Source organism: Advenella sp. RU8 (assembly GCF_048381675.1).
GTDB lineage: Bacteria > Pseudomonadota > Gammaproteobacteria > Burkholderiales > Burkholderiaceae_B > Advenella.
Genome location: NZ_JBLWIS010000004.1, coordinates 1 through 20653, shown reverse-complemented (window position 1 = coordinate 20653; position 20653 = coordinate 1). Strand labels below are relative to the sequence as shown.

25 protein-coding genes are annotated in these 20653 nt (G+C 50.1%); 23 read left to right on the top strand and 2 right to left on the bottom strand.

What is annotated here, in order from left to right; translation table 11 throughout:
* Positions 1 to 334: 334 nt before the first annotated feature.
* From ACM5Q9_RS06610 to ACM5Q9_RS06500, 23 genes are all read left to right on the top strand, one after another.
* Positions 335 to 1513, top strand: coding sequence for an NAD(P)/FAD-dependent oxidoreductase (locus tag ACM5Q9_RS06610; protein WP_418143942.1), 1179 nt, complete (start codon positions 335 to 337; stop codon positions 1511 to 1513).
* 101 nt (positions 1514 to 1614) lie between these two features.
* The gene (locus tag ACM5Q9_RS06605; protein WP_418143941.1) at positions 1615 to 2739 is read left to right on the top strand and encodes a branched-chain amino acid ABC transporter substrate-binding protein; all 1125 of its coding nucleotides are present in this window, start codon (positions 1615 to 1617) and stop codon (positions 2737 to 2739) included.
* 130 nt (positions 2740 to 2869) lie between these two features.
* Positions 2870 to 3787 (top strand): ABC transporter permease subunit, encoded by a 918-nt coding sequence (locus ACM5Q9_RS06600; protein WP_418143940.1) that lies wholly within the window; start codon positions 2870 to 2872, stop codon positions 3785 to 3787.
* Entirely contained in the window at positions 3787 to 5352 is a 1566-nt protein-coding gene (gene livM, locus ACM5Q9_RS06595) for a high-affinity branched-chain amino acid ABC transporter permease LivM (protein WP_418143939.1), read from the top strand. The genes ACM5Q9_RS06600 and livM overlap by 1 nt, the downstream gene beginning before the upstream one ends.
* The gene (locus ACM5Q9_RS06590; RefSeq protein ID WP_418143938.1) at positions 5349 to 6167 is read left to right on the top strand and encodes an ABC transporter ATP-binding protein; all 819 of its coding nucleotides are present in this window, start codon (positions 5349 to 5351) and stop codon (positions 6165 to 6167) included. The genes livM and ACM5Q9_RS06590 overlap by 4 nt, the downstream gene beginning before the upstream one ends.
* An 8-nt stretch (positions 6168 to 6175) precedes the next feature.
* Positions 6176 to 6880 (top strand): ABC transporter ATP-binding protein, encoded by a 705-nt coding sequence (locus tag ACM5Q9_RS06585; RefSeq protein WP_418144163.1) that lies wholly within the window; start codon positions 6176 to 6178, stop codon positions 6878 to 6880.
* Entirely contained in the window at positions 6880 to 7479 is a 600-nt protein-coding gene (locus tag ACM5Q9_RS06580) for a helix-turn-helix domain-containing protein (RefSeq protein WP_418143937.1), read from the top strand. Before ACM5Q9_RS06585 ends, ACM5Q9_RS06580 begins: the two co-directional genes overlap by 1 nt.
* Complete coding sequence (locus ACM5Q9_RS06575) at positions 7479 to 8420, top strand: delta(1)-pyrroline-2-carboxylate reductase family protein (protein ID WP_418143936.1); 942 nt, start codon at positions 7479 to 7481, stop codon at positions 8418 to 8420. The genes ACM5Q9_RS06580 and ACM5Q9_RS06575 overlap by 1 nt, the downstream gene beginning before the upstream one ends.
* A gap of 243 nt (positions 8421 to 8663) precedes the next feature.
* A complete protein-coding gene (gene rplC / locus ACM5Q9_RS06570; RefSeq protein WP_418143935.1) occupies positions 8664 to 9353 on the top strand; it encodes a 50S ribosomal protein L3 in 690 nt (229 codons plus the stop codon).
* On the top strand, positions 9353 to 9973 hold the full coding sequence (gene rplD, locus ACM5Q9_RS06565; protein ID WP_418143934.1) for a 50S ribosomal protein L4: 621 nt from the start codon (positions 9353 to 9355) through the stop codon (positions 9971 to 9973). The genes rplC and rplD overlap by 1 nt, the downstream gene beginning before the upstream one ends.
* Positions 9970 to 10272 (top strand): 50S ribosomal protein L23, encoded by a 303-nt coding sequence (gene rplW / locus ACM5Q9_RS06560; RefSeq protein ID WP_169295588.1) that lies wholly within the window; start codon positions 9970 to 9972, stop codon positions 10270 to 10272. Before rplD ends, rplW begins: the two co-directional genes overlap by 4 nt.
* A 1-nt stretch (position 10273) precedes the next feature.
* Positions 10274 to 11101, top strand: coding sequence for a 50S ribosomal protein L2 (gene rplB / locus ACM5Q9_RS06555; RefSeq protein WP_418143933.1), 828 nt, complete (start codon positions 10274 to 10276; stop codon positions 11099 to 11101).
* A 14-nt stretch (positions 11102 to 11115) separates the two neighbouring features.
* Complete coding sequence (gene rpsS / locus ACM5Q9_RS06550; protein ID WP_200239264.1) at positions 11116 to 11391, top strand: 30S ribosomal protein S19; 276 nt, start codon at positions 11116 to 11118, stop codon at positions 11389 to 11391.
* A 3-nt stretch (positions 11392 to 11394) separates the two neighbouring features.
* Positions 11395 to 11724: a 50S ribosomal protein L22 gene (gene rplV / locus ACM5Q9_RS06545; protein WP_169295585.1), complete on the top strand. Its 330-nt coding sequence runs from the start codon at positions 11395 to 11397 to the stop codon at positions 11722 to 11724.
* A gap of 9 nt (positions 11725 to 11733) precedes the next feature.
* Entirely contained in the window at positions 11734 to 12522 is a 789-nt protein-coding gene (rpsC, locus tag ACM5Q9_RS06540; RefSeq protein ID WP_418143932.1) for a 30S ribosomal protein S3, read from the top strand.
* 2 nt (positions 12523 to 12524) lie between these two features.
* Complete coding sequence (gene rplP, locus ACM5Q9_RS06535; protein ID WP_418143931.1) at positions 12525 to 12941, top strand: 50S ribosomal protein L16; 417 nt, start codon at positions 12525 to 12527, stop codon at positions 12939 to 12941.
* Between the two features lie 10 nt (positions 12942 to 12951).
* Entirely contained in the window at positions 12952 to 13143 is a 192-nt protein-coding gene (gene rpmC, locus ACM5Q9_RS06530; RefSeq protein WP_418143930.1) for a 50S ribosomal protein L29, read from the top strand.
* A 1-nt stretch (position 13144) separates the two neighbouring features.
* Positions 13145 to 13423, top strand: coding sequence for a 30S ribosomal protein S17 (rpsQ, locus tag ACM5Q9_RS06525; RefSeq protein ID WP_418143929.1), 279 nt, complete (start codon positions 13145 to 13147; stop codon positions 13421 to 13423).
* A 244-nt stretch (positions 13424 to 13667) separates the two neighbouring features.
* Entirely contained in the window at positions 13668 to 15041 is a 1374-nt protein-coding gene (locus tag ACM5Q9_RS06520; RefSeq protein ID WP_418143928.1) for an FAD-binding oxidoreductase, read from the top strand.
* A 35-nt stretch (positions 15042 to 15076) separates the two neighbouring features.
* Entirely contained in the window at positions 15077 to 16489 is a 1413-nt protein-coding gene (locus ACM5Q9_RS06515) for an FAD-binding oxidoreductase (RefSeq protein WP_418143927.1), read from the top strand.
* Between the two features lie 141 nt (positions 16490 to 16630).
* Positions 16631 to 17449, top strand: coding sequence for a 2-oxo-tetronate isomerase (gene otnI, locus ACM5Q9_RS06510; protein WP_418143926.1), 819 nt, complete (start codon positions 16631 to 16633; stop codon positions 17447 to 17449).
* Positions 17433 to 18341 (top strand): aldose 1-epimerase, encoded by a 909-nt coding sequence (locus tag ACM5Q9_RS06505; protein WP_418143925.1) that lies wholly within the window; start codon positions 17433 to 17435, stop codon positions 18339 to 18341. The genes otnI and ACM5Q9_RS06505 overlap by 17 nt, the downstream gene beginning before the upstream one ends.
* A 3-nt stretch (positions 18342 to 18344) precedes the next feature.
* Positions 18345 to 18884, top strand: a complete 540-nt coding sequence (locus ACM5Q9_RS06500) for a YaeQ family protein (protein WP_418143924.1) — start codon at positions 18345 to 18347, stop codon at positions 18882 to 18884.
* Positions 18885 to 19023: 139 nt separating this feature from the next.
* Here ACM5Q9_RS06500 and ACM5Q9_RS06495 read toward each other — a convergent pair whose 3' ends face one another.
* Together ACM5Q9_RS06495 and ACM5Q9_RS06490 are read right to left on the bottom strand one after the other, a co-directional pair.
* The gene (locus ACM5Q9_RS06495; RefSeq protein WP_418143923.1) at positions 19024 to 20004 is read right to left on the bottom strand and encodes a tripartite tricarboxylate transporter substrate-binding protein; all 981 of its coding nucleotides are present in this window, start codon (positions 20002 to 20004) and stop codon (positions 19024 to 19026) included.
* 232 nt (positions 20005 to 20236) lie between these two features.
* Positions 20237 to 20653: tripartite tricarboxylate transporter permease (locus tag ACM5Q9_RS06490; RefSeq protein ID WP_418143922.1), on the bottom strand; the 417-nt coding region annotated here is incomplete at its 5' end.

Sequence of the window (20653 nt, the reverse complement as noted above, 5' to 3'; positions counted from 1 at the left end):
GGAGGGTTTTCCCTTAAAGTTCTATTGTTAATATGCGAAATATTTTGTTTAATATCAATGAATTATAGGTTTATTTTGAGGCCTCTGGTTTTTTGATTTTCAATTTTTTATTTTTATTTTCCTGATAGGAAATAAAAAAAATCGACATTATCACCTCTTTTTTTGTCTGTTAAAAAAATAATTAACATATAAAAATATAAATAAATTATTGATATTAAATGAAAAAATTATTTTTTCATTTTGATTTTAAAGAATTAGGTGTAAATAATGATTGACGTCAAATTTTTCTTATGAGAATTTATGGTCTGTTCTGTCACTTGTAATGAGACGTTGCATGAATAATTGTTTTGATGTGGTGATCGCTGGTGGTGCGGCAACAGGAAGCGCCCTGGCTTATTTCTTAAGCGCCTCCGGGTCGTTTAAAGGTTCCATTCTGGTCATTGAAAAAGATGCGTCTTACCAGAAGTGTGCAACTGCCTTGTCAGCGGCATCCATAAGGCATCAGTTTTCCACGATTGAGAATATCCAGATGTCTCAGTTTGGCAGCCAATTTCTGTATGGAATTGGCCAAACCCTGGAGGTGAACGGTGATCGGCCTGACGTGAATTTTCATGAAGCGGGCTACCTGTTTCTGTCTACCCCTGAGGGCTACGCAACCTTAAAAGAAAACAACCTATTGCAATGCTCTTTGGGGGCACAAATCGCCTTGCTGTCAGACCAGGAGTTGCAGGCCAAATACCCCTGGCTGAATGTGTCTGACCTGGCTGGTGGCTCATTGGGTCTTAAAGGAGAGGGCTGGCTGGATGCCTATGGCATGATGCGGGCTTTTCGTCGCAAGGCCATGTCGCAAGGGGTTATTTACACTGAAAATGAAGTCGTGCAGGTACATCGGGAAGGCGCCCGCATCAGCGCCGTAACCCTGAATAATGGCGAGAAGATTGCTTGCGGTACTTTTGTGAATGCTGCGGGTACCGGTGCCATGAAACTTGCAAGCCAGGCTGGCATTGAATTGCCCATAGAATCCCGCAAGCGCAGTGTTTTTTATGTGACCTGCCCTGAGACAATCACTGATTGTCCTATGTTGATTGATCCAAGCGGGGCTTATTTTCACCCTGAAGGCGAGGGATTTATTTGCGGTATCCAGCCACCGGCAGACCAGGATCCTGAATGTTTTGACTTTGATGTGCAATACCAGTTGTTTGACGAGCTCCTTTGGCCAATCCTGGCGCATCGGGTACCTGCCTTCGAGGCCTTGCGCTGTGAGCATAGCTGGGCCGGTCATTATGATTATTGCACTTTTGACCAGAACGTCATCCTGGGTTATCACCCTGACATAAACAATATGGTTTTTGCTAATGGTTTCAGTGGTCACGGCATGCAACAATCACCTGCAGTGGGTCGTGGACTTGCCGAACTGATCGAGTTCGGTGAGTACAGAAGTTTGAATTTGAAGCGTTTGGGTTGGGAGCGGGTTTTAAACAGCCAGCCCATTATCGAGAAGAACGTTTGGTAGTTAACCTTCGTATCAAGTAGTCAGTCCGTTGTATAGCGTTGTTTTTTAATAATGTTTCTTGTCATGCAAGGAACCATGCTGGTCAATATCAGGAGAAAAGCATGAATAAAGGATTTAAAAAGCTTTTTATTACAGCAGCACTCACAACCGCTTTTTCTGCCCCCGCGATGGCAGAAGAGTTCATTAAAATTGGCCTGGGTGCACCGATTACCGGTGGTAGTGCCGCTTTTGGCAAGCAGCTGCTGGTGGGGGCCGAAGCCGCCGCCGAGGCCATTAACGCAAAGGGGGGCGTTCATGGTAAAAAAATCAAGATCATTCAAGGAGATGATGCCTGCGAACCCAAACAGGCAGTAGCGGTAGCCAACCGTTTTGTTGACCAGGAAAAAGTGGATGCCGTGGTAGGGCACTTTTGCTCATCCAGCACGATACCCGCCTCTGAAATTTATGACGAGGCCAATATCCTCAGTGTGACGCCCGCCTCGACCAACCCCAGGGTTACTGAACGAGACCTGACAACCCTGATTCGCGTTTGTGGCCGTGATGACCAGCAGGGTGAGGTGGATGCCAAATTCATTCATGAAAACCTGAAAGCCAAGCGCATTGCGGTAATCAACGACAAGGATACGTATGGTGTCGGCCTTGCCAATGCCACCCGTGATGCGGCGAAAAAACTGGGTGTTGAAGTGGTGCTGGAAGATGGCGTGACCCGCGGCGAACGTGATTACAACGCGCTGGTCACCAAGATCAAGGCCTCTGACGTGGGGGCTGTTTTCTTCGGCGGGCTTTATGCCGAAGCAGGCTTGCTGGTCAAGCAAATGCGTCAACAGGGCCTGACCATTCCATTCGTTTCCGATGACGGTATTGCCGATCCTGCCTTCGTGACGGCTGCCGGTGGCGCTCCTTTTGCCGAGGGTACTTACATGAGTTTCCTGAAGGACCCTCGCGGTGAACCGGCAGCCCAGGAAGTTCTGGTTAAGCTGAAAGAAAAAGGCAGTGATGCCGAGGGCTTTACCCTGTACTCCTATGCGGCCGTAGAGGCGATTGCAGCGGCCATGGAAGCCAACAAGGACGTCAAGGATGGCACCAAGCTGGCTGACTGGATCAAGAACAATGAAATTGATACCGTTCTGGGACGCAAGGGCTGGGATCAGAAGGGAGATCCGAAAACCAACGACTTCATTATTTATGTCTGGAACAAAGACGGACAGTACGTCCCGCTTAAATAAAGTGCTTTAACCTTGCCGCGTTACCTGCTAGCCATTGGTAACGCGGTGCCTGAATAAAAAAATGGATGGAAAGTATGCTTTTAGAAAAGCATGAGGGTCTTTTTGTCTTTATCGACAAGGTAGGTGTTAAATGGAATGGCATATTTTAAGCCAGCAGATCGTAAATGGCATTTCGCTGGGTTCCATCTATGGTTTGATTGCCATTGGCTATACCATGGTTTATGGCATCATCGGCATGATCAACTTCGCGCATGGCGACATTTATATGGTCAGTGCGTATATCACCGCGATCGTGTTTGCGATTGTGACTTTTCTGGGGATTGATGCAGTAGCGTTGTCCCTGTTGATTACGCTTGTCATTACGATGGCCATTACCGGATTGTATGGCTGGTATATTGAAAGAACCGTCTATCGTCCCCTGAGAACCACTAACCGACTGGCGCCACTGATTACCGCAATCGGGGTGTCGTTGCTGCTGCAGAATTATGTACAGATCAGTCAGGGTCCCAACGTACAGGGGGTTCCTTCCTTGATTCCGGGTGGTTTCACCATCGGTACGGCAGATGAATTCTTCCGTATCCGCTATATGGACATGATCATTGTGGCTGTGAGTATTGCGGCTATGTCCTTGTTGACCTTTGTTATTCAGAAAACCAGTCTTGGCAGGCAATGCCGCGCGGTGGAGCAGGACCGTAAAATGGCCACCATCCTGGGTATCAATACGGGTCGTATCATTTCCACTGTTTTTGTGATCGGTTCGATGATGGCGGCAGTGGCTGGTGAGTTGGTCACTTTCAATTACGGGTCATTTGATTTCTATATTGGTTTCGTACTGGGCATCAAGGCCTTCAGCGCTGCGGTTCTTGGTGGAATCGGCTCATTGCCGGGTGCCATGCTGGGCGGTTTATTGCTAGGCGTGCTGGAATCGATTTTTGCCGGATTTGTCAGCAGTGACTATAAAGACGTGTTTTCTTTCAGTGTGCTGGTGCTGGTGTTGGTATTCAAGCCTAGTGGCCTGATGGGCAGACCGGCTGTGGAGAAAGTGTAATGAATAATCTACCAACTTCTACCGGACAAGGCGTTGCGCTGGCCTCGGCAATGCCTGAATCACCAACCGCCAGTAAAACATCGGTTACCCGGTCCCGGATTGATTTCAGGCATTCCCTGAAAGATGCCCTGGTTGCCGGCATATTGACCATGCTGGTGTTCAGTCCCATTACCAATTTTATCCTTCAGCAATATTCGTTCAAGGTAGACTGGTTTCGCACGCCGTTTTTCCTGAATGGCATTTCGATTGGCTTGCTGGTGGCCTTTGTCCGTTTTTTTGTGTCGGTGGGTATCCAGACCGAAGCCGGTGAACGGTTTACGCACAAATATCTTTCCGCCCAAAAAGGCGTTGAGGTGGAAGATGAGCATGCCGATGGCATGAAACGGCTGAAAAAAATCCTGGTATGGGCCACGATTGCAGCGGGTATCTTCATGGCTTTGGGATTGTCCGGGGCTATTTATATCGGTACTGCCGCGGCGGTTGTTTTGGTGATCCTGTTTATTGTGATTGCCATGGGGGTACGCATTCCCAAGCGACGTGGCATGAGGCATCCATGGAAAGGTGCCTTGCCCCTGCTGTTTTTACTGGGCTTGATCGTGCCATTGGTGTTTTTCTATTTTGGCATTTTTGGCAAAAGCTGGGCCAATAACCTGATTTTGGCCATGATCTATGTCTTGCTGGGCCTGGGCCTGAATATCGTGGTGGGACTGGCCGGTTTGCTGGATTTGGGCTTTGTCGCGTTTTATGCGGTGGGTGCCTATTTTCTGGCATTGGGGGCGCAATACCTGGATATCGGTTTCTGGACAGCGCTGGTGCTGGCCCCTTTGCTGGCGGCGCTTTGTGGCGGCTTGCTAGGCTTTCCGGTCCTGAAAATGCATGGGGATTATCTGGCCATTGTAACGCTGGGCTTCGGTGAAATCATCAGGCTTGTTCTGGTTAACTGGATTGATTTCACCGGCGGGCCCAATGGCGCGCCGGCACCTTCGCCCACCATTTTCAATCTGGAGTTTATCCGCCGGGCCAAGGGCGATGCCGTGCCGGTTCATGAGTTCCTTGGGATACCGTATAGTCCGGATTACAAATTCATCTTCATCTATTTATTGCTGTTCATCATTTCAATGGGTGTGCTGCGCGTGTTTACCCAATTGCGCATGATGCCGATTGGTCGTTCCTGGGAAGCATTGCGTGAAGATGAAATTGCCTGCCGCTCCTTGGGTATCAATCATGTTACCGTTAAATTGTCCGCGTTCATGATGGGGGCGTTTACAGGGGGTATCGCCGGCGTGTTTTTTGCCACGGCCCAAGGGTTTGTCAGTCCGATGTCGTTTAATTTCTTCGAATCGGTGCTGATCCTGTCGATTGTGGTGCTGGGTGGCATGGGCAATGCGATTGGCGTGATTCTTGCCGCTTTCACCCTGACCTTGTTGCCGGAATTCTTGCGGGATTTTGCCGGTTACCGTGTTTTGCTGTTCGGCCTGTTGATGATTTTGATGATGATCTGGCGTCCTAACGGTTTGTTGCGGACCAAGCGTCCGGTCTTTGAACGCGAAGAGGTGAAAGTATGAGCCATCAGCCACTGCTTGAAGTCAAGGGCCTGACCCGTCGATTTGGTGGCATTATTGCAAACAATAATGTCAGCTTCGAGGTTCAAAAAGACTCTATTACTTCCCTGATTGGTCCCAATGGGGCAGGCAAGACCACGGTGTTCAACTGTATCACGGGTTTTTATGCGGCCACGGCAGGAGAAATTTTCCTGCATGGCCCTACTGGCACGGTAGAAGTGGGCAATCTGCTGAACCGGCCGTTTACCGGTGGATCTTATCTGGTTTCCCGGGCGGGCATTGCCCGTACTTTCCAGAATATCCGGCTTTTCAAGGATATGACCGTACTGGAAAACCTGCTGGTAGCCCAGCATCGTGCACAGAACCGCAACCTGTTGGCAGGTATCCTGGTTACCCATGAATTCTCAAGGAAAGAAGAAGAAAGTGTTAACCGGGCCTATGAGTGGCTGGATATCGTTGACCTGGCGGTTGATGCCAATCGACTGGCAGGAGAGCTGTCGTATGGCCGTCAGCGTCGTCTGGAAATTGCCCGGGCCATGTGCACTAATCCATGCCTGGTTTGCCTGGATGAACCTGCCGCCGGCCTGAATCCGCGCGAAACCGTGGATCTGTCGCAGCTGATTCGCAAATTGCGCGATGAGTGCGGTGCTACCGTTTTGCTGATTGAGCATGACATGGGACTGGTGATGGATATTTCCGAACATATTGTCGTGATGGACCAGGGGTCGGTGATAGATCGGGGCGATCCCGGACATATCCGTAACTCTGAAGCGGTGATAGCGGCTTATTTAGGGACTGAAGTGGAGGATGAAGCATGACAACCCCGATTCTGGAAATCAAGAAAGTCAATACTTATTATGGTCCCATTCAGGCGCTCAGGGATGTTTCCCTGCATATTAATCCGGGTGAAATCATTTCCCTGATCGGTGCCAATGGGGCCGGTAAAAGCACCCTGTTGATGACTATTTTCGGTGCGCCCAAGGCCAAATCGGGTGAGATTCTTTATAAAGGGCAGGACCTGGCCAAACTGGAGGCGCATCAGATCGCCAGCAAGGGTATTGCCCAGGTTCCAGAGGGCAGGCGTATTTTTCCGAAAATGACGGTTGAGGAAAATATCATGATTGGTGCTTTGCCCATCGGTGACAAATACATGGATGAGGATCGTAAGGTCATGTTTGACCTGTTTCCCCGTTTGCTCGAAAGGCGCAACCAGCGTGCCGGCACTTTGTCAGGTGGCGAGCAGCAAATGCTGGCCATTGCCCGGGCACTGATGAGTCGTCCGGACATGATCCTGCTTGACGAGCCGAGTCTGGGCCTGGCCCCCTTAATTGTGAGGCAGATCTTCTCGGTGCTGAAAGAACTTGGAAAAAATGGTAAAACCATCTTTTTGGTTGAACAAAATGCCAATCATGCCCTTAAGCTGGCAGACCGGGCATATGTAATGGTAAATGGTGAAATTCGTATGACAGGAAGTGGTGCTGAGTTGTTGGCAAATCCAGAAGTCAGGGACGCTTATTTGGGTAGCCACTAATGAATACCCGGGAAGAAACGCCTTTAATGCAACGCTTGCGTGCGGTGCGCCAGCAGAATAACTGGACCTTGGAACAGGCTGGCAAAGAGTGCGGCATTGCCGCCTCGACGCTTTCCAAAATTGAAAACGGCCTGATGTCGCCCACCTATGATGTCCTGCAAAAACTGGCAACCGGACTGAACCTGGATGTGTCCGAGCTGTTTACCTCGGCGCGGGATGCCATGGGGGCTGGACGATGTGTGGTTGACCGTGCTGGACAGGGAAAACTGCATAAAACGCCTCATTACAGTCATCAACTGTTGTGCGCGCAGCTGTCGAATAAAAAAATAATGCCGTTTTATACCTGTATTACCGCACGGAAATTTTCCGACTTTCGTGACTGGAGCCGTCATGACGGGGAAGAGTTCGTGTATGTGTTAAGTGGTGAGGTAGAGCTGCATACCGAATATTATGCGCCTGCCCGGCTGGGCCCGGGAGATTGCTTCTATATCGATAGCCGGATGGGACATCGTTGTATTAGTGTCAGCGATGAGAATGCCATTGTCCTTTGGGTTGCCACCCAAAGAAACGTACAAAAACACGAATCAGGAGACACATAATGAGCCAGCACGCGGTTCAGGTATTCGATGCGCAACAAACGGCCGGCTTGATCGGCTTTGCGGAATTGGTCGGAGCCATTCGGGAAATGGCGATTGAATATGCAGCGGGCAAAGTTCAATGCCCTGATCGCCAGGTGCTGCCTGTTCCGGGTAATGAAGATGGTGGTGTATTGTTATCGATGCCAGCAGCCGCCGAAGATATCCTGGCCCATAAGCTGATTTCCCTGCTGCCAGGCAATCCCGGCAATGGCCTGCCTACCATCCAGGGAACGGTGACCGTCCTGGATAGTAAAACAGGCTCGCCCCTGTTTGTGCTGGATGCACCTACGGTTACGGCCTGGAGAACGGCGGCCTTGTCGATGCTGGGCCTGGAGCGTTTTACCCGGCAACCACCCGAAAAAATCGTCCTGATGGGGGCGGGTATCCAAGCGGCTGCCCATGTGCGGGCGATCAATGCCCTCTATCCACAGGCTACCATTTATGTGGCGGGCAGGGCTTCTTCAGCAGCCAGGGTGAAACGGTTTTGCGAGCACTTTGGCGATTTAAGCAATCCTGTCAAGGCAGTAGAACAAAACAACCTGCCTGACGATTTTGATGCTGTCATTACACTAACAACGGCAACCGAGCCTATTTACCATGCGCCCGCACAAGTGGGGAGGCTAATTATTGCGGTAGGCGCCTTTCAGCCGCATATGTGTGAAATCGCACCGCAAACCGTCATGGGCAGTACCTGCTATGTTGATGACCCGGTGGGTGCCCTGCATGAGGCCGGTGACTATATCCGTGCCAAAAAAGACTGGTCTGAAGTCATTTCGCTGGAACAGGCTTTGCAGACAGAAATTGATTTTTCACGTCCTATCATGTTTAAAACCGTAGGTATTGGTGCCTGGGACCTGGCTGCCGCCAGGGTGGCTTACCGGTCGCTTGGTACGCGTCCCTGAAATCTGGCTGGCCGTGGTGGAAAATGATTGTTTCCTGTCATGGACAACTAAACCATTGAAAAAATGACATTTTTTACAACAACAGCAAAAAACCTACTTGTCAAGGGGTTTGGATAATGTTATATTGACAGGCTAACCGAAATGCAATATCGGTTAGGGATAAATTAACCCACAACACCAGTTCATTGCTGGTGTCAATTTATATTAGGCCCAGCCAATCGTAGCTGGGGATTGGAGAAAATGATGTCGAATACGACACCTACACCTGCCGCTCATCGGCTAGGACTGTTGGGTCGCAAGGTTGGCATGATGCGTATTTTTACCGAGGAAGGTGAGTCCATTCCGGTAACAGTACTAGACGTATCAAACAACCGTGTTGCTCAAGTCAAGTCTCTGGAAACAGATGGTTATGCAGCGGTACAGGTTGCCTATGGCAGCCGTCGTGCAACTCGCGTAACGAAAGCGCAAGCGGGTCACTATGCCAAAGCCGGCGTTGAAGCTGGTTCCATTCTCAAAGAGTTCCGTTTAGATCCTGCGAAAGCTGCTGAATTCTCAGTCGGCGCTGCTTTGCCTGTTGAAAGCATTTTCGAAGCAGGCCAGAAAGTTGACGTTCAGGGTACAACAATCGGTAAAGGTTTTGCCGGTACCATCAAACGCCACAACTTCGGTGCACAACGCACTTCTCACGGTAACTCACGTTCTCACCGTGTTCCCGGTTCTATCGGTATGGCGCAAGACCCAGGTCGCGTTTTCCCCGGTAAACGCATGTCCGGTCACATGGGTGATGTAACCCGCACCGTACAAAATCTTGATATCGTTCGCGTTGATGCAGAACGTGGTCTTCTGTTGGTCAAGGGCGCTGTTCCTGGCCATAAAAATGCCGACGTTGTTGTGCTTCCAGCTATCAAAATGACTGTTAAAGGAGCCAAATAATGGATCTCAAGCTCCTGAATGAACAAGGTCAGGCCGCTACTACCGTTAGCGCACCCGACACCGTTTTTGGCCGTGATTTCAACGAAGCCCTGATTCACCAGATCGTGGTTGCCTATCAGGCAAACGCCCGCATGGGTGATCGTGCCCAGAAAGATCGTGCCGAAGTCAAACACAGCACTAAAAAACCATGGCGCCAAAAAGGCACCGGTCGTGCTCGTTCCGGTATGACATCTTCTCCCGTATGGCGTGGAGGCGGTCGTGCATTCCCTAATTCACCTGATGAAAATTTCAGCCAGAAAGTGAATAAGAAAATGTACCGTGCCGGTATCCGTTCTATCCTGTCACAATTGGCTCGTGAAGATCGCATTGCCGTTGTTGAATCTTTCTCTTTTGATACACCCAAAACAAAATTGGCTGCTACCAAACTGAAAGCAATGGGTCTGGATTCCGTATTGGTTATTACCGATGTTGTTGACGAGAACACCTACCTGGCAACCCGCAACCTGCCGCACGTAGCCGTTGTAGAACCGCGTTACGCTGATCCTCTTTCTTTGGTCCACTACAAAAAAGTGTTGATCACGAAAGCGGCTATCGCTCAATTTGAGGAGATGCTGGGATGAAAGCAGAACGTTTATTGCAAGTAATTTTGGCGCCGGTCATCACAGAAAAAGCAACTTTCATTGCTGAATCTGGCGAAAAACCGCAATTTGCATTGCGTGTCGCTCCTGATGCAACCAAACCAGAAGTCAAGGCAGCTGTTGAGTTGCTTTTCAAAGTAGAAGTTGAGTCTGTCTCTGTTCTGAACCGTAAAGGTAAAGTAAAACGTGCTGGTCGTTTCGTCGGTCGTCGCCGTGCAAACCGTATCGCTTACGTTTCACTCAAAAAAGGTCAAGAGCTTGACTTTTCGGAGGTGAACTAAGATGGCATTAGTTAAAACTAAACCAACATCAGCCGGTCGCCGCGGCATGGTAAAAGTGGTTACTCCAGGCTTGCATAAAGGTCTTCCTTTTGCCGCTTTGGTAGAATCCAAAAAACGTGGTTCTGGCCGTAACAATAACGGTCATATTACTGTCCGCCATCGTGGCGGTGGTCATAAGTCCCACTACCGTATCGTCGATTTCCGTCGCAACAAAGATGGCATTCCAGCCAAAGTAGAGCGTCTGGAATACGATCCTAACCGTACTGCACACATCGCTTTGCTTTGCTATGCAGATGGCGAGCGTCGCTACATCATCGCCCCGCGTGGCCTTGAAGTTGGTGCAACCGTCATTTCTGGCACAGAAGCACCTGTACGTACAGGTAATGCAGCGGCTATCCGCAATATCCCGGTTGGTACAACCATTCACTGCATTGAAATGCTGCCTGGCAAAGGTGCACAAATTGCACGTTCCGCAGGTGCATCAGCAGTACTGATGGCCCGTGAAGGTACTTACGCCCAGATCCGTCTGCGTTCTGGCGAGGTTCGTCGCGTTCATATCGACTGCCGTGCAACTATCGGTGAAGTGGGTAACGAAGAACATAGCTTGCGTCAAATCGGTAAAGCCGGTGCAGTTCGCTGGCGTGGTATCCGTCCTACCGTTCGTGGTGTTGCCATGAACCCGGTCGATCACCCACATGGTGGTGGTGAAGGACGTACTGGCGAGGCTCGTGAGCCAGTCAGCCCATGGGGTACTCCAGCGAAAGGCTTCAAAACCCGTCGCAACAAGCGTACAGACAATATGATTGTCTCACGTCGCAAGCGTAAATAAGGGGCGATACTAATATGTCACGTTCTATTAAAAAAGGCCCATTCGTAGATGCCCACTTGGTAAAAAAAGTGGAAGCAGCTGTCGGTGGCAAAGAGAAAAAGCCGATCAAAACCTGGTCGCGTCGTTCAACCATCCTTCCTGATTTTATCGGATTGACAATTGCCGTTCATAACGGTCGTCAACATGTTCCGGTTTATGTTAACGAAAATATGGTTGGTCATAAGCTTGGCGAATTCGCACATACGCGTACCTACAAAGGTCACGCTGCGGATAAAAAGTCAAAGAGGTAAGTGATGGAAACTACAGCCGTAATTCGTGGTGTACATATTTCTGCGCAGAAAACTCGTCTTGTTGCGGACATGGTCCGTGGCAAACCCGTTGCCCAGGCGCTGAATATTCTTACATTCACACCTAAAAAAGCCGCCGGTATCGTTAAAAAAGCCCTTGAATCAGCAATTGCTAACGCAGAGCATAACGATGGTGCCGATATTGATGAGTTGAAAGTAACTACAATTTATGTAGACAAAGCCCAATCAATGAAGCGATTCTCCGCTCGTGCCAAAGGCCGCGGTAACCGTATCGAGAAGCAGACTTGCCACATTGTGGTTAAAGTCGGCGTTTAAGGAGTCACAATGGGTCAGAAAATTCACCCTACAGGGTTCCGTCTCGCAGTGAACCGTAACTGGAGTTCACGCTGGTACGCTGACAGCAAAGACTTTGGCACAATGCTTGCCGAAGATGTCCGCGTCCGTGAATACTTGAAACGTAAACTGAAAAGCGCATCTGTTGGTCGTGTGCTTATCGAGCGCCCTGCCAAGAATGCACGTATCACCGTTTTCTCAGCACGTCCAGGTGTTGTAATCGGTAAACGTGGTGAAGATATTGAAGGATTGAAACTTGATCTGCAACGCCTGATGGGTGTTCCAGTTCACGTCAATATCGAAGAAATCCGCAAGCCTGAAACCGATGCACAGCTGATCGCCGATTCCATCGCCCAGCAGCTTGAAAAACGTATCATGTTCCGTCGTGCCATGAAGCGCGCAATGCAAAATGCAATGCGCCTGGGTGCACAAGGTATCAAGATCATGTCTTCAGGCCGTTTGAATGGTATTGAGATTGCTCGTACAGAATGGTATCGTGAAGGTCGTGTACCTTTGCATACACTGCGTGCAATCATTGATTATGGTACATCTGAAGCACAAACCACTTACGGTATCATTGGTATCAAGGTTTGGGTTTACAAAGGCGACTTGCTGCCTAATGGTGAAATGCCTGCAGAACCTGCAGCCGCACCCCGTGAAGATGAGCGTCGTGCTCGTCGTCCACGCGGTGATCGTCCTGATGGTCAGCGTCGTCCAGGCGGCCGTGGCCGTGGTGGTCGCAAGGCAGCTGAAGCAGCACCTGCGCCAGAAGGAGAATAAACATGTTATCACCAGCACGTAGAAAATACCGTAAAGAGCAGAAAGGCCGTAATACCGGTCTGGCTACTCGCGGTACCAACGTCAACTTTGGCGATTTTGGTCTGAAAGCAACCGGTCGCGGCCGTCTGACAGCACGTCAGATCGAGGCAGCCCGTCGTGCGATGACCCGTCATATTAAGCGTGGCGGCCGTATCTGGATCCGTATCTTCCCCGATAAGCCAATTTCACAGAAACCTGCTGAAGTTCGTATGGGTAAAGGTAAAGGTAATCCTGAGTATTGGGTCGCTGAAATTCAACCAGGCAAGGTTCTGTACGAGATGGACGGTGTGAGTGAAGAACTTGCCCGTGAAGCTTTCCGTCTGGCAGCCGCCAAGTTGCCTATTGCGACGACCTTTGTAAATCGTCACTTGGGCTCTTAAGGGGATCTTTATGAAAGCTAGTGAACTACGTTCAAAAGACGCAACCGAGCTGAGTAAAGAGCTCGAGAGCTTGTTGAGGGCACAATTTAACCTGCGCATGCAGCGTGCTACCCAGCAACTTTCTAACACCAGTCAGTTGGGCAAAGTACGTCGTGACATCGCTCGCGTCCGTACGGTATTAACTGAGAAAGCAGGAAAGTAACATGAGCGAAACTCAAAACACACCCGCTAAACGTCAGCGTACTTTGGTCGGTAAAGTGGTTAGCAACAAAATGGATAAAACAGTGGTCGTTCAAGTTGAGCGCCGTGTTAAGCATCCTTTGTATGGCAAAATCATTGTCCGTTCAAACAAATACAAAGCGCATGACGAAGCAAACCAGTATAACGAAGGTGATTTGGTAGAAATCACCGAGGGTCGTCCTATTTCACGCAGCAAATCGTGGAGTGTTGTACGCCTGGTTGAAGCCTCTCGCAATATCTAATAACAAGGCAGGTTCATGCCTGCCCTGTTAAAGATAACCGCCAGTCTTCCTTATACCGGATATCAGTAAAAAAACCTCGCCTTGTGCGAGGTTTTTTCTTGTGTGTCTATTTGTGTAAATTGCCTTGCACCTTTTGCCGGGCAGAAAGAACGCAATTTTGTACCGTGCGTATGAAATGCCTAAAAAGTGGCCACACAAGAAGTTATCATTAAGTATTAAAGCGATTTTCTGCTAGAAGGATAAAATGAAAAACAGTTCCCCCTCATTTGATGCTTTGTTGGCCAATGTGCCGCATATTGTCGGTGCAGACCAAATGCAGCGTCACATGACCGATATGAGCGGTTTTGCAGGTGCCATGCCGGCCGTGGTGTTTCGGCCCGTTACCACTGAACAGGTCTCGGAAATCGTCAAAACCTGTGCGGCCGACGGCCGGAAAATTACCATACAGGGTGGCCTTACCGGATTGGCGGGTGGTGCACGCCCCGATGAAGGTGATGTGGTTATTTGTCTTGAAAGCATGAACCGTGTGGAAGAAATTGACACCATTGGCGGCGTGGCGATTGTGCAGGCCGGCGTCATACTTGAAAACCTGTGCAATGCCGTCAAGCAGGAAGATTGGTACTTTCCTCTGGATTTCGGCTCACGGGGCTCTTGCCTGATTGGGGGCAATGTGTCCACCAATGCCGGTGGCAACAAGGTTTTGCGTTATGGCACTACCCGTGATCTGGTCCTGGGCATGGAAGTCGTTTTGCCCGATGGCACCATCTTGAACATGCTCAACCGGGTGATCAAGAACAATACCGGGCTGGATCTCAAGCATTTGTTCATTGGCACCGAGGGGCGACTGGGCATTATTACCCGTCTTTCATTGCGGCTGTTTCCCAACCCGCAAACCCGGGCAACCGCCCTGGTGGCCCTGGATTCTTTCGATCACGTTACCCGCATGCTGAAAGCGGCACGTTCCTCCTTGCCCGACTTGTCCAGCTTCGAAGTCATGTGGCAAAGTTATCTGGTACAAGCCGCCTTGCATGCGAAGAAAGAACTGCCTTTTGAAGGCTGCTATCCGATTTATGTGTTGCTTGAAATTGAAGGGGCAGATACAGCCACCTTTCATGATGGTTTTCATGCATTCCTTGAGTTTTTGATTGAAAGTGAAATTGGCCGTGACGTGATCGTGCCGCAAACATTGGAACAGGCTGATTCGCTCTGGCAGATCCGCGATGCGATTGGTGAAATATTGCGTAGCATCAAGCCTTATGTGGCCTTTGATATCGGCATCCCGCTTAAGCACATGCCTGCTTTTATCGAGCAGGTGACGGCCGCCGTTGAAAAAGAATACCCGCATGCCATGAACCTGTTGTTTGGCCATCTGGGGGATGGCAACCTGCACCTGACTACCGGCAAGCTCCAAGAGGAGCAAATCCTGGCGGTAGAAGAGCTGGTTTACCGTATTGCCTCGGGGTTCGGCGGCAGCATTTCCGCAGAACATGGTATTGGCCGGATCAAGAAACCCTTCCTGAAATACAGCCGCAGCCAGGATGAACTGGCACTCATGAGCGCAATTAAAAACCTTATCAATCCTCAGGATCTTTTCAATGCCGGCCGCATTGTAGATTGATTGCCCAACAAGATTATGTACAGGATAGAAAAACAATGAGTTATAACTCTCCCATGAAAGCAGTTCGCAAACTGTCTGAGCAAGCCCGGGCCGCCTTCAAGGCCGCTTTTGGTGATCGTTTCATTACGGCCGAAGCCGTACGCGAACATCACGGTGTTGATGAGTCGCCGTATCCGGCCTGTCCCCCTGAAGCAGTCATTTTTCCGCATAATGCCGATGAGGTGGTGACGGTTGTGAATTTATGCAACCAGTACGATGTACCCCTGATTCCTTTTGGCATTGGTTCTTCCATTGAAGGTCACGTGCTGGCGATTGAAGGGGGTATTTCCCTGGATTTCACGGAAATGAACAAGGTGCTGGCTGTCAGCCCTGGCGATTTCACCGTGACGGTGGAACCGGGCGTAATCCGTACCCAGCTGAATGAGGAAATCAGGCATACCGGTTTGTTTTTCCCGATTGATCCGGGTGCCCATGCCTCGATTGGCGGCATGACGGCCACCCGTGCCTCGGGCACTAATGCCGTGCGCTATGGCACCATGCGTGAAAACGTAGTTTCCCTGAAAGTGGTGACGGCAGATGGCAAAATCATCCGTACCGGCAGCCATGCCCGTAAGTCTTCGGCCGGCTACGATTTGACCCGACTTTTTGTAGGCAGTGAAGGCACATTGGGCATTATTGTTGAAATTACCCTGCGTGTTTATCCCATCCCGGAAGCTATTTCCGCCGCAATATGCAATTTCGAAACCCTGGAATCCGCCGTTGAGTGCGTGAACCAGATCATGCAAACCGGTATTGACATTGGCCGGGTTGAGTTTATTGATAAACAAGGCGTGATTGCCGCTAACAAGTACAGCAAGCTGAGCCTGAAAGAAAGTCCCATGCTGTTGTTTGAATTTACCGGTTCCGCGTCCAACGTCAAGGAACAGATCGAGATCGTACAGGAAATTACCAAAGACAATGGTGGCATGGATTTTGAATGGGCCGAGCATCAGGAAGACCGCAACCGTTTGTGGACGGCGCGGCATAACCTGTACTTCGCCTGCCTGCAATTGCGTCCCGGTGCGCGTTCAATTACTACCGATGTTTGCGTGCCTATCTCAAGACTGGCCGAATGCGTGACTGAAACGGCCAAAGACCTGGAAGACAAGACGTTTCCGTGGTCTATCCTGGGTCATGTAGGCGATGGCAACTTCCACGTTCTCATGATGATTGATCCGGAAGATCCGCAAGAGTGGTCCATGGCCGAAGAAATCAATAACCGGGTGGTGCAGCGTGCCATTGCCATGGATGGCACCTGCACGGGTGAACACGGCATTGGCATTCATAAAATGAACTTCCTGAAAATGGAGCATGGAGAAGATGCCATTCATATGATGCGTTTGCTCAAGCATGCCTATGATCCGAAAAACATCCTGAATCCAGGCAAGATGATTTCCTGGGAAGCATAACGGTCAGGGCATTCAGGAAAACAGTCAGGCCAGCCTGGCTGTTTTCATTTGCACCGCTGTTTTTATTTGGTGTGTAATCGTCCCTATGGATAGGATCAATTTTTCCTGTCGTTCCAAAACATTAATCACAAGGTAATAGCCATGCTCAAGTTTGCGGCCAACCTTTCCATGATGTATACCGAAGTCCCGTTTCTTGAGCGTTTTGCCCTCGCTGCAAACGATCAATTCAAGGGGGTGGAATTTTTGTTCCCCTATCCATTCAGTGCGGCTGAAATCAGGCGGCAATTGTCACTGAACGGGCTTGAGCTGGTTTTGTTCAATGCCGTGCCTGGCGATTGGGATGCCGGAGAACGTGGCCTTGCCTGCTTGCCTGGCAGGCAGGCGGAATGTCTTGCCGGCGTGGAGAAGGCCCTGGAATATGCTGTCATACTGGGTAACCGGCGGGTTCATTTCATGGCAGGCATCGTGCCCGATGACCTGAGCCCGGCAGAAGCCCATGAAAATTATTGCCAAAGTCTGTCCCGGGCAGCTGCTCTGGCCGCCCAGGCCGGGGTTGATCTCTTGATTGAACCCATTAATCCATTTGACATGCCGGGTTATTTTTTAACCACCCAGCAGCAGGCCCACCGGATTGTCGAATTGCTTGATTTGCCCAATATCAAGGTGCAAATGGATTTATACCATTGCCAGATTGTTGAAGGGGATTTGAGCAGGAAACTGGCTGCTTATGTGCCAACGGGAAGGGTCGGCCATTTGCAGATTGCCGGCGTACCGCACCGTCATGAACCTGATACGGGGGAAATCAATGTTGCTTATCTGTTCGACTTGCTCAGGCAGCTGGGTTACCAACACTGGATAGGCTGTGAATATCGTCCGGCCGGCAGGACCAGCGAAGGCCTGGCCTGGCTTGAACGTGAAAGACTGAAAGATAAAAGGATTAATCATGCAGCAATGCCTTGAACTGAAGACGGGTGATGCCCGTTTGGTCGTAGCCCCCCATATTGGCGGGGCGATTGTCGCTTATAAACATGTATTGGCAGACAGGGAGTATCATTGGCTACGCCCGGTTGATCCCATTCATGTGCAAAACGCAAATGTATCTGAAATGGCCAGTTTCCCGCTGGTGCCATGGGCCGGTCGCATCCGTGATGGCCGTTTCGAGTATCAAGGCCGAAAGGTCCATTACCCTTCCCTGAAACAGGATTCGCCACATAGTATTCATGGGTTTTTGCGCAACCGGCCGTGGCAGGTCATGACGCATACGGATACCCGGCTGGTGCTTGCCTACACCCATGAGCCCGATGACTGGCCCTTTGCCTTCAAGGCGGAACAGGTGTTTGAGCTTGCTGAAAACAATCTGGCCATCTACCTGAATATCAGCAATACCGGCAATGAAAGCATGCCGCTGGGCATGGGGCATCATCCTTATTTTCCCAAGAATGAACATACCCGCCTGAAGGCACGGGTTGGCAAAGCCTGGTATGGGGACCAGGATGTCATGCCGGTAAAGTTGGATGAACATCCGCTTGCCCGGGAAATGGCGCAGGGCATCGAGATTGCCCGGTATGCGCTGGATACTCCGTTCATTGATTGGGATCATGAGGCGGAAATCAGCTGGCCTGATGAGCAACGCAAGCTGCTGATCAGCGCTGGAAAACCGTTTGATTTCCTTATCGTCTATAGTCCTGCCGGAGAACCCTGGTTTTGTGCCGAACCCTTTAGCAACGTGACCGATTGCTTTAACATGCGTCATACCCATTCAGCCCGGGAAGTGGGCGGGCAGGATGTCTTGCCTGGGCATACTGTGAAGACCCGGTTCAGCCTGACACCGGTTTTAAATAAGGATTATTAATTCATGGCACTTAGCGCAACCATCTATAAAGCAGAAATCAATATTGCCGATAATGACCGCGCCTACTATGGCAGTCATGTTGTGACCGTAGCCCGGCATCCATCGGAAACCGAAGAGCGCCTCATGATTCGCATCCTGGCCTATGCGCTCTATGAAAACGGTGATGAAATGCTGGCTTTTACGCGAGGCTTGAGCGAGGCGGATGAACCTGATTTATGGCGTAAAGACCTGACGGGTACCATTTTGCAATGGATAGAAACCGGCTTGCCCGATGAGCGTCGCCTGTTGAAGGCTTGTGGTCGTGCCGGGCAGGTTGTCGTGCTGGCTTACGGGCGCAATGCCGCTACCTGGTGGGCCAATACGGCCGGCAAGCTTGAACGGGCGCGCAACCTGAAAGTTTATATGCTGCCGATGACGTCAACCCAAAAACTTGCTGCCCTGGCAGGCCGGAACATGAGCCTGCATTTCAATGTGCAGGATGGAACGGTTTGGGTCTCTTCAGACAAGGGTGAAGCGGATATTGAAATCCAGGCCTTGAACTGATTATCATGAAATAAAAAATACCCCAAGTACTTGATGAAAAGTGCCTGGGGTAATTTTAATGCTTGATGCTACGGGTACCTGGCTGGCCCGCGGGCTTGACCGGTATTGCTTTTGTCAATAGCAGAAAGCCGGCTAATGATTAGTTGACGTTCATGCCTTCGGCTTGAAGAATAGGACCCCATTTTTTGATTTCGGAATCTACCCAGTTTTTCAGTGATTCAGGGGTTTGTCTTTCTTCGCTGACGATTTCAGCGCCAAGATCGGCCATTTTCTTTTGGAAGGGCTCTGACTTGAGCGCTTCTTTAAGTGCCGCATTGAACTTGGCAACGACCGGTTCAGGTGTACCCTTGGGTGCATAAATACCATGCCAGACTTTGAAATCAAAACCTTTCAGGCCCTGTTCGTCAAGGGTGGGGGCATCAGGTAGTTTGCTGATGCGGTCTTTGGTGGTTACACCGTAAAACTTGACGGTTTTTGCATCAATGTGCGGAATGGTTTGTGTGGTTTGGTCACACAGGACATCAACCTGCTTGCCTAGTAATGCGGTCATGGCAGGGCCGGTACCCTGGAAAGGGATAGTTGTGAACTTGGTGCCGATGGCCTGTTGCAGCAATGAACCGCACAGTTGTGAAACGGCGCCCGGGCCGGCGTTGGCCAGGTTGATCGCATCGCCATTTTGCTTGGCATACTCGATGAACTCTTGCATGTTGTTAGGCGGGAAATCGGCACGTGCCAGCAAGGTCATGGGTACGTCAATGACTTCGCCCACATATTCAAAACTGGTACGCGGATCGAATTTCAGGTTTTTATACAGGGCAGGCGCAGTAGCCATGCCATTGTGGTGAAGGAAGTAGGTATAGCCATCGGGTTTTGAATTGGCAATATAGCCAGCAGCAACCGTGCCACCCGCACCGGTTTTATTTTCAACAATGATAGGTTGATTGAGGATTTTGCCTATTTCAGCACCCAAAGAGCGGGCGACTACATCGGTAGGACCACCAGCTGCAAAAGGAACAACCAGCGTGATGGGATGCTCTGGGTATTCGGCATGTGCCGCACCCGTGCCCATGGTAAACATGGCAATTGCAAGGCCGGTAAGTTTCAGGAATTTGGATGTCATGGTGTGAGCTCCGGAAATGTGGAATAGCAGGCAAAAAAGCCTTTTCTTTATAAAAGGGATATAAACAGTGTAGCTATTTTTAAGGTAGTTGCCGTTTTCATTTACTTAAGCAAGACTTATGTAAACTAAAAGTTTGGCCCTTATCCCGGGCTTATCATTTGATCTTAAATAATAAATCTTTAAAATGAAACAAAAAAGGCAGGTTGTTTGTACCTGCCTTTTTATTCAAGGATTAATCCTCTTCCACAAACGTTTCTTCACGTTTTTTGCGGATGGATGGCGAAGCCACCAGAATCACCAGACCTACGGCCATCAGCAGCAGGGTCAGTGACAGCGGACGTTCCACAAAGGTCAGGAAGTCACCGCGGGACAGCAGCAGCGCACGGCGGAAGTTCTCCTCCATCATTGGGCCCAACACCAGGCCCAGCAGCAGCGGCGCACCTTCACATTTGAGCTTGGTCCAGATGTAGCCGATGATGCCGAAGATACCCATCACGTAAATGTCAAACGCGTTGTAGTTCAGAGAGTACACACCAATCGTACAGAACAGCAAGATGGCCGGGAACAGGACGCGGTAAGGCACTTTCAACAACTTGACCCACAAGCCCACCAGCGGCAGGTTCAGGACCACCAACATCAGGTTGCCAAG

What these genes read in the sequence shown, in the direction of transcription:
- ACM5Q9_RS06500 (WP_418143924.1), top strand. Translation starts at nt 18,345, where the DNA reads ATGGCACTTAGCGCAACCATCTATAAAGCAGAAATCAATATTGCCGAT.
- rpsS (WP_200239264.1), top strand. Translation starts at nt 11,116, where the DNA reads ATGTCACGTTCTATTAAAAAAGGCCCATTCGTAGATGCCCACTTGGTA.
- rpsC (WP_418143932.1), top strand. Translation starts at nt 11,734, where the DNA reads ATGGGTCAGAAAATTCACCCTACAGGGTTCCGTCTCGCAGTGAACCGT.
- ACM5Q9_RS06575 (WP_418143936.1), top strand. Translation starts at nt 7,479, where the DNA reads ATGAGCCAGCACGCGGTTCAGGTATTCGATGCGCAACAAACGGCCGGC.
- rplC (WP_418143935.1), top strand. Translation starts at nt 8,664, where the DNA reads ATGTCGAATACGACACCTACACCTGCCGCTCATCGGCTAGGACTGTTG.
- livM (WP_418143939.1), top strand. Translation starts at nt 3,787, where the DNA reads ATGAATAATCTACCAACTTCTACCGGACAAGGCGTTGCGCTGGCCTCG.
- rplD (WP_418143934.1), top strand. Translation starts at nt 9,353, where the DNA reads ATGGATCTCAAGCTCCTGAATGAACAAGGTCAGGCCGCTACTACCGTT.
- ACM5Q9_RS06600 (WP_418143940.1), top strand. Translation starts at nt 2,870, where the DNA reads ATGGAATGGCATATTTTAAGCCAGCAGATCGTAAATGGCATTTCGCTG.
- rpsQ (WP_418143929.1), top strand. Translation starts at nt 13,145, where the DNA reads ATGAGCGAAACTCAAAACACACCCGCTAAACGTCAGCGTACTTTGGTC.
- rplB (WP_418143933.1), top strand. Translation starts at nt 10,274, where the DNA reads ATGGCATTAGTTAAAACTAAACCAACATCAGCCGGTCGCCGCGGCATG.
- ACM5Q9_RS06505 (WP_418143925.1), top strand. Translation starts at nt 17,433, where the DNA reads ATGCAGCAATGCCTTGAACTGAAGACGGGTGATGCCCGTTTGGTCGTA.
- ACM5Q9_RS06605 (WP_418143941.1), top strand. Translation starts at nt 1,615, where the DNA reads ATGAATAAAGGATTTAAAAAGCTTTTTATTACAGCAGCACTCACAACC.
- ACM5Q9_RS06610 (WP_418143942.1), top strand. Translation starts at nt 335, where the DNA reads ATGAATAATTGTTTTGATGTGGTGATCGCTGGTGGTGCGGCAACAGGA.
- ACM5Q9_RS06515 (WP_418143927.1), top strand. Translation starts at nt 15,077, where the DNA reads ATGAGTTATAACTCTCCCATGAAAGCAGTTCGCAAACTGTCTGAGCAA.
- ACM5Q9_RS06495 (WP_418143923.1), bottom strand. Translation starts at nt 20,004, where the DNA reads ATGACATCCAAATTCCTGAAACTTACCGGCCTTGCAATTGCCATGTTT.
- rplW (WP_169295588.1), top strand. Translation starts at nt 9,970, where the DNA reads ATGAAAGCAGAACGTTTATTGCAAGTAATTTTGGCGCCGGTCATCACA.
- otnI (WP_418143926.1), top strand. Translation starts at nt 16,631, where the DNA reads ATGCTCAAGTTTGCGGCCAACCTTTCCATGATGTATACCGAAGTCCCG.
- ACM5Q9_RS06520 (WP_418143928.1), top strand. Translation starts at nt 13,668, where the DNA reads ATGAAAAACAGTTCCCCCTCATTTGATGCTTTGTTGGCCAATGTGCCG.
- rplP (WP_418143931.1), top strand. Translation starts at nt 12,525, where the DNA reads ATGTTATCACCAGCACGTAGAAAATACCGTAAAGAGCAGAAAGGCCGT.
- ACM5Q9_RS06580 (WP_418143937.1), top strand. Translation starts at nt 6,880, where the DNA reads ATGAATACCCGGGAAGAAACGCCTTTAATGCAACGCTTGCGTGCGGTG.
- rplV (WP_169295585.1), top strand. Translation starts at nt 11,395, where the DNA reads ATGGAAACTACAGCCGTAATTCGTGGTGTACATATTTCTGCGCAGAAA.
- rpmC (WP_418143930.1), top strand. Translation starts at nt 12,952, where the DNA reads ATGAAAGCTAGTGAACTACGTTCAAAAGACGCAACCGAGCTGAGTAAA.
- ACM5Q9_RS06590 (WP_418143938.1), top strand. Translation starts at nt 5,349, where the DNA reads ATGAGCCATCAGCCACTGCTTGAAGTCAAGGGCCTGACCCGTCGATTT.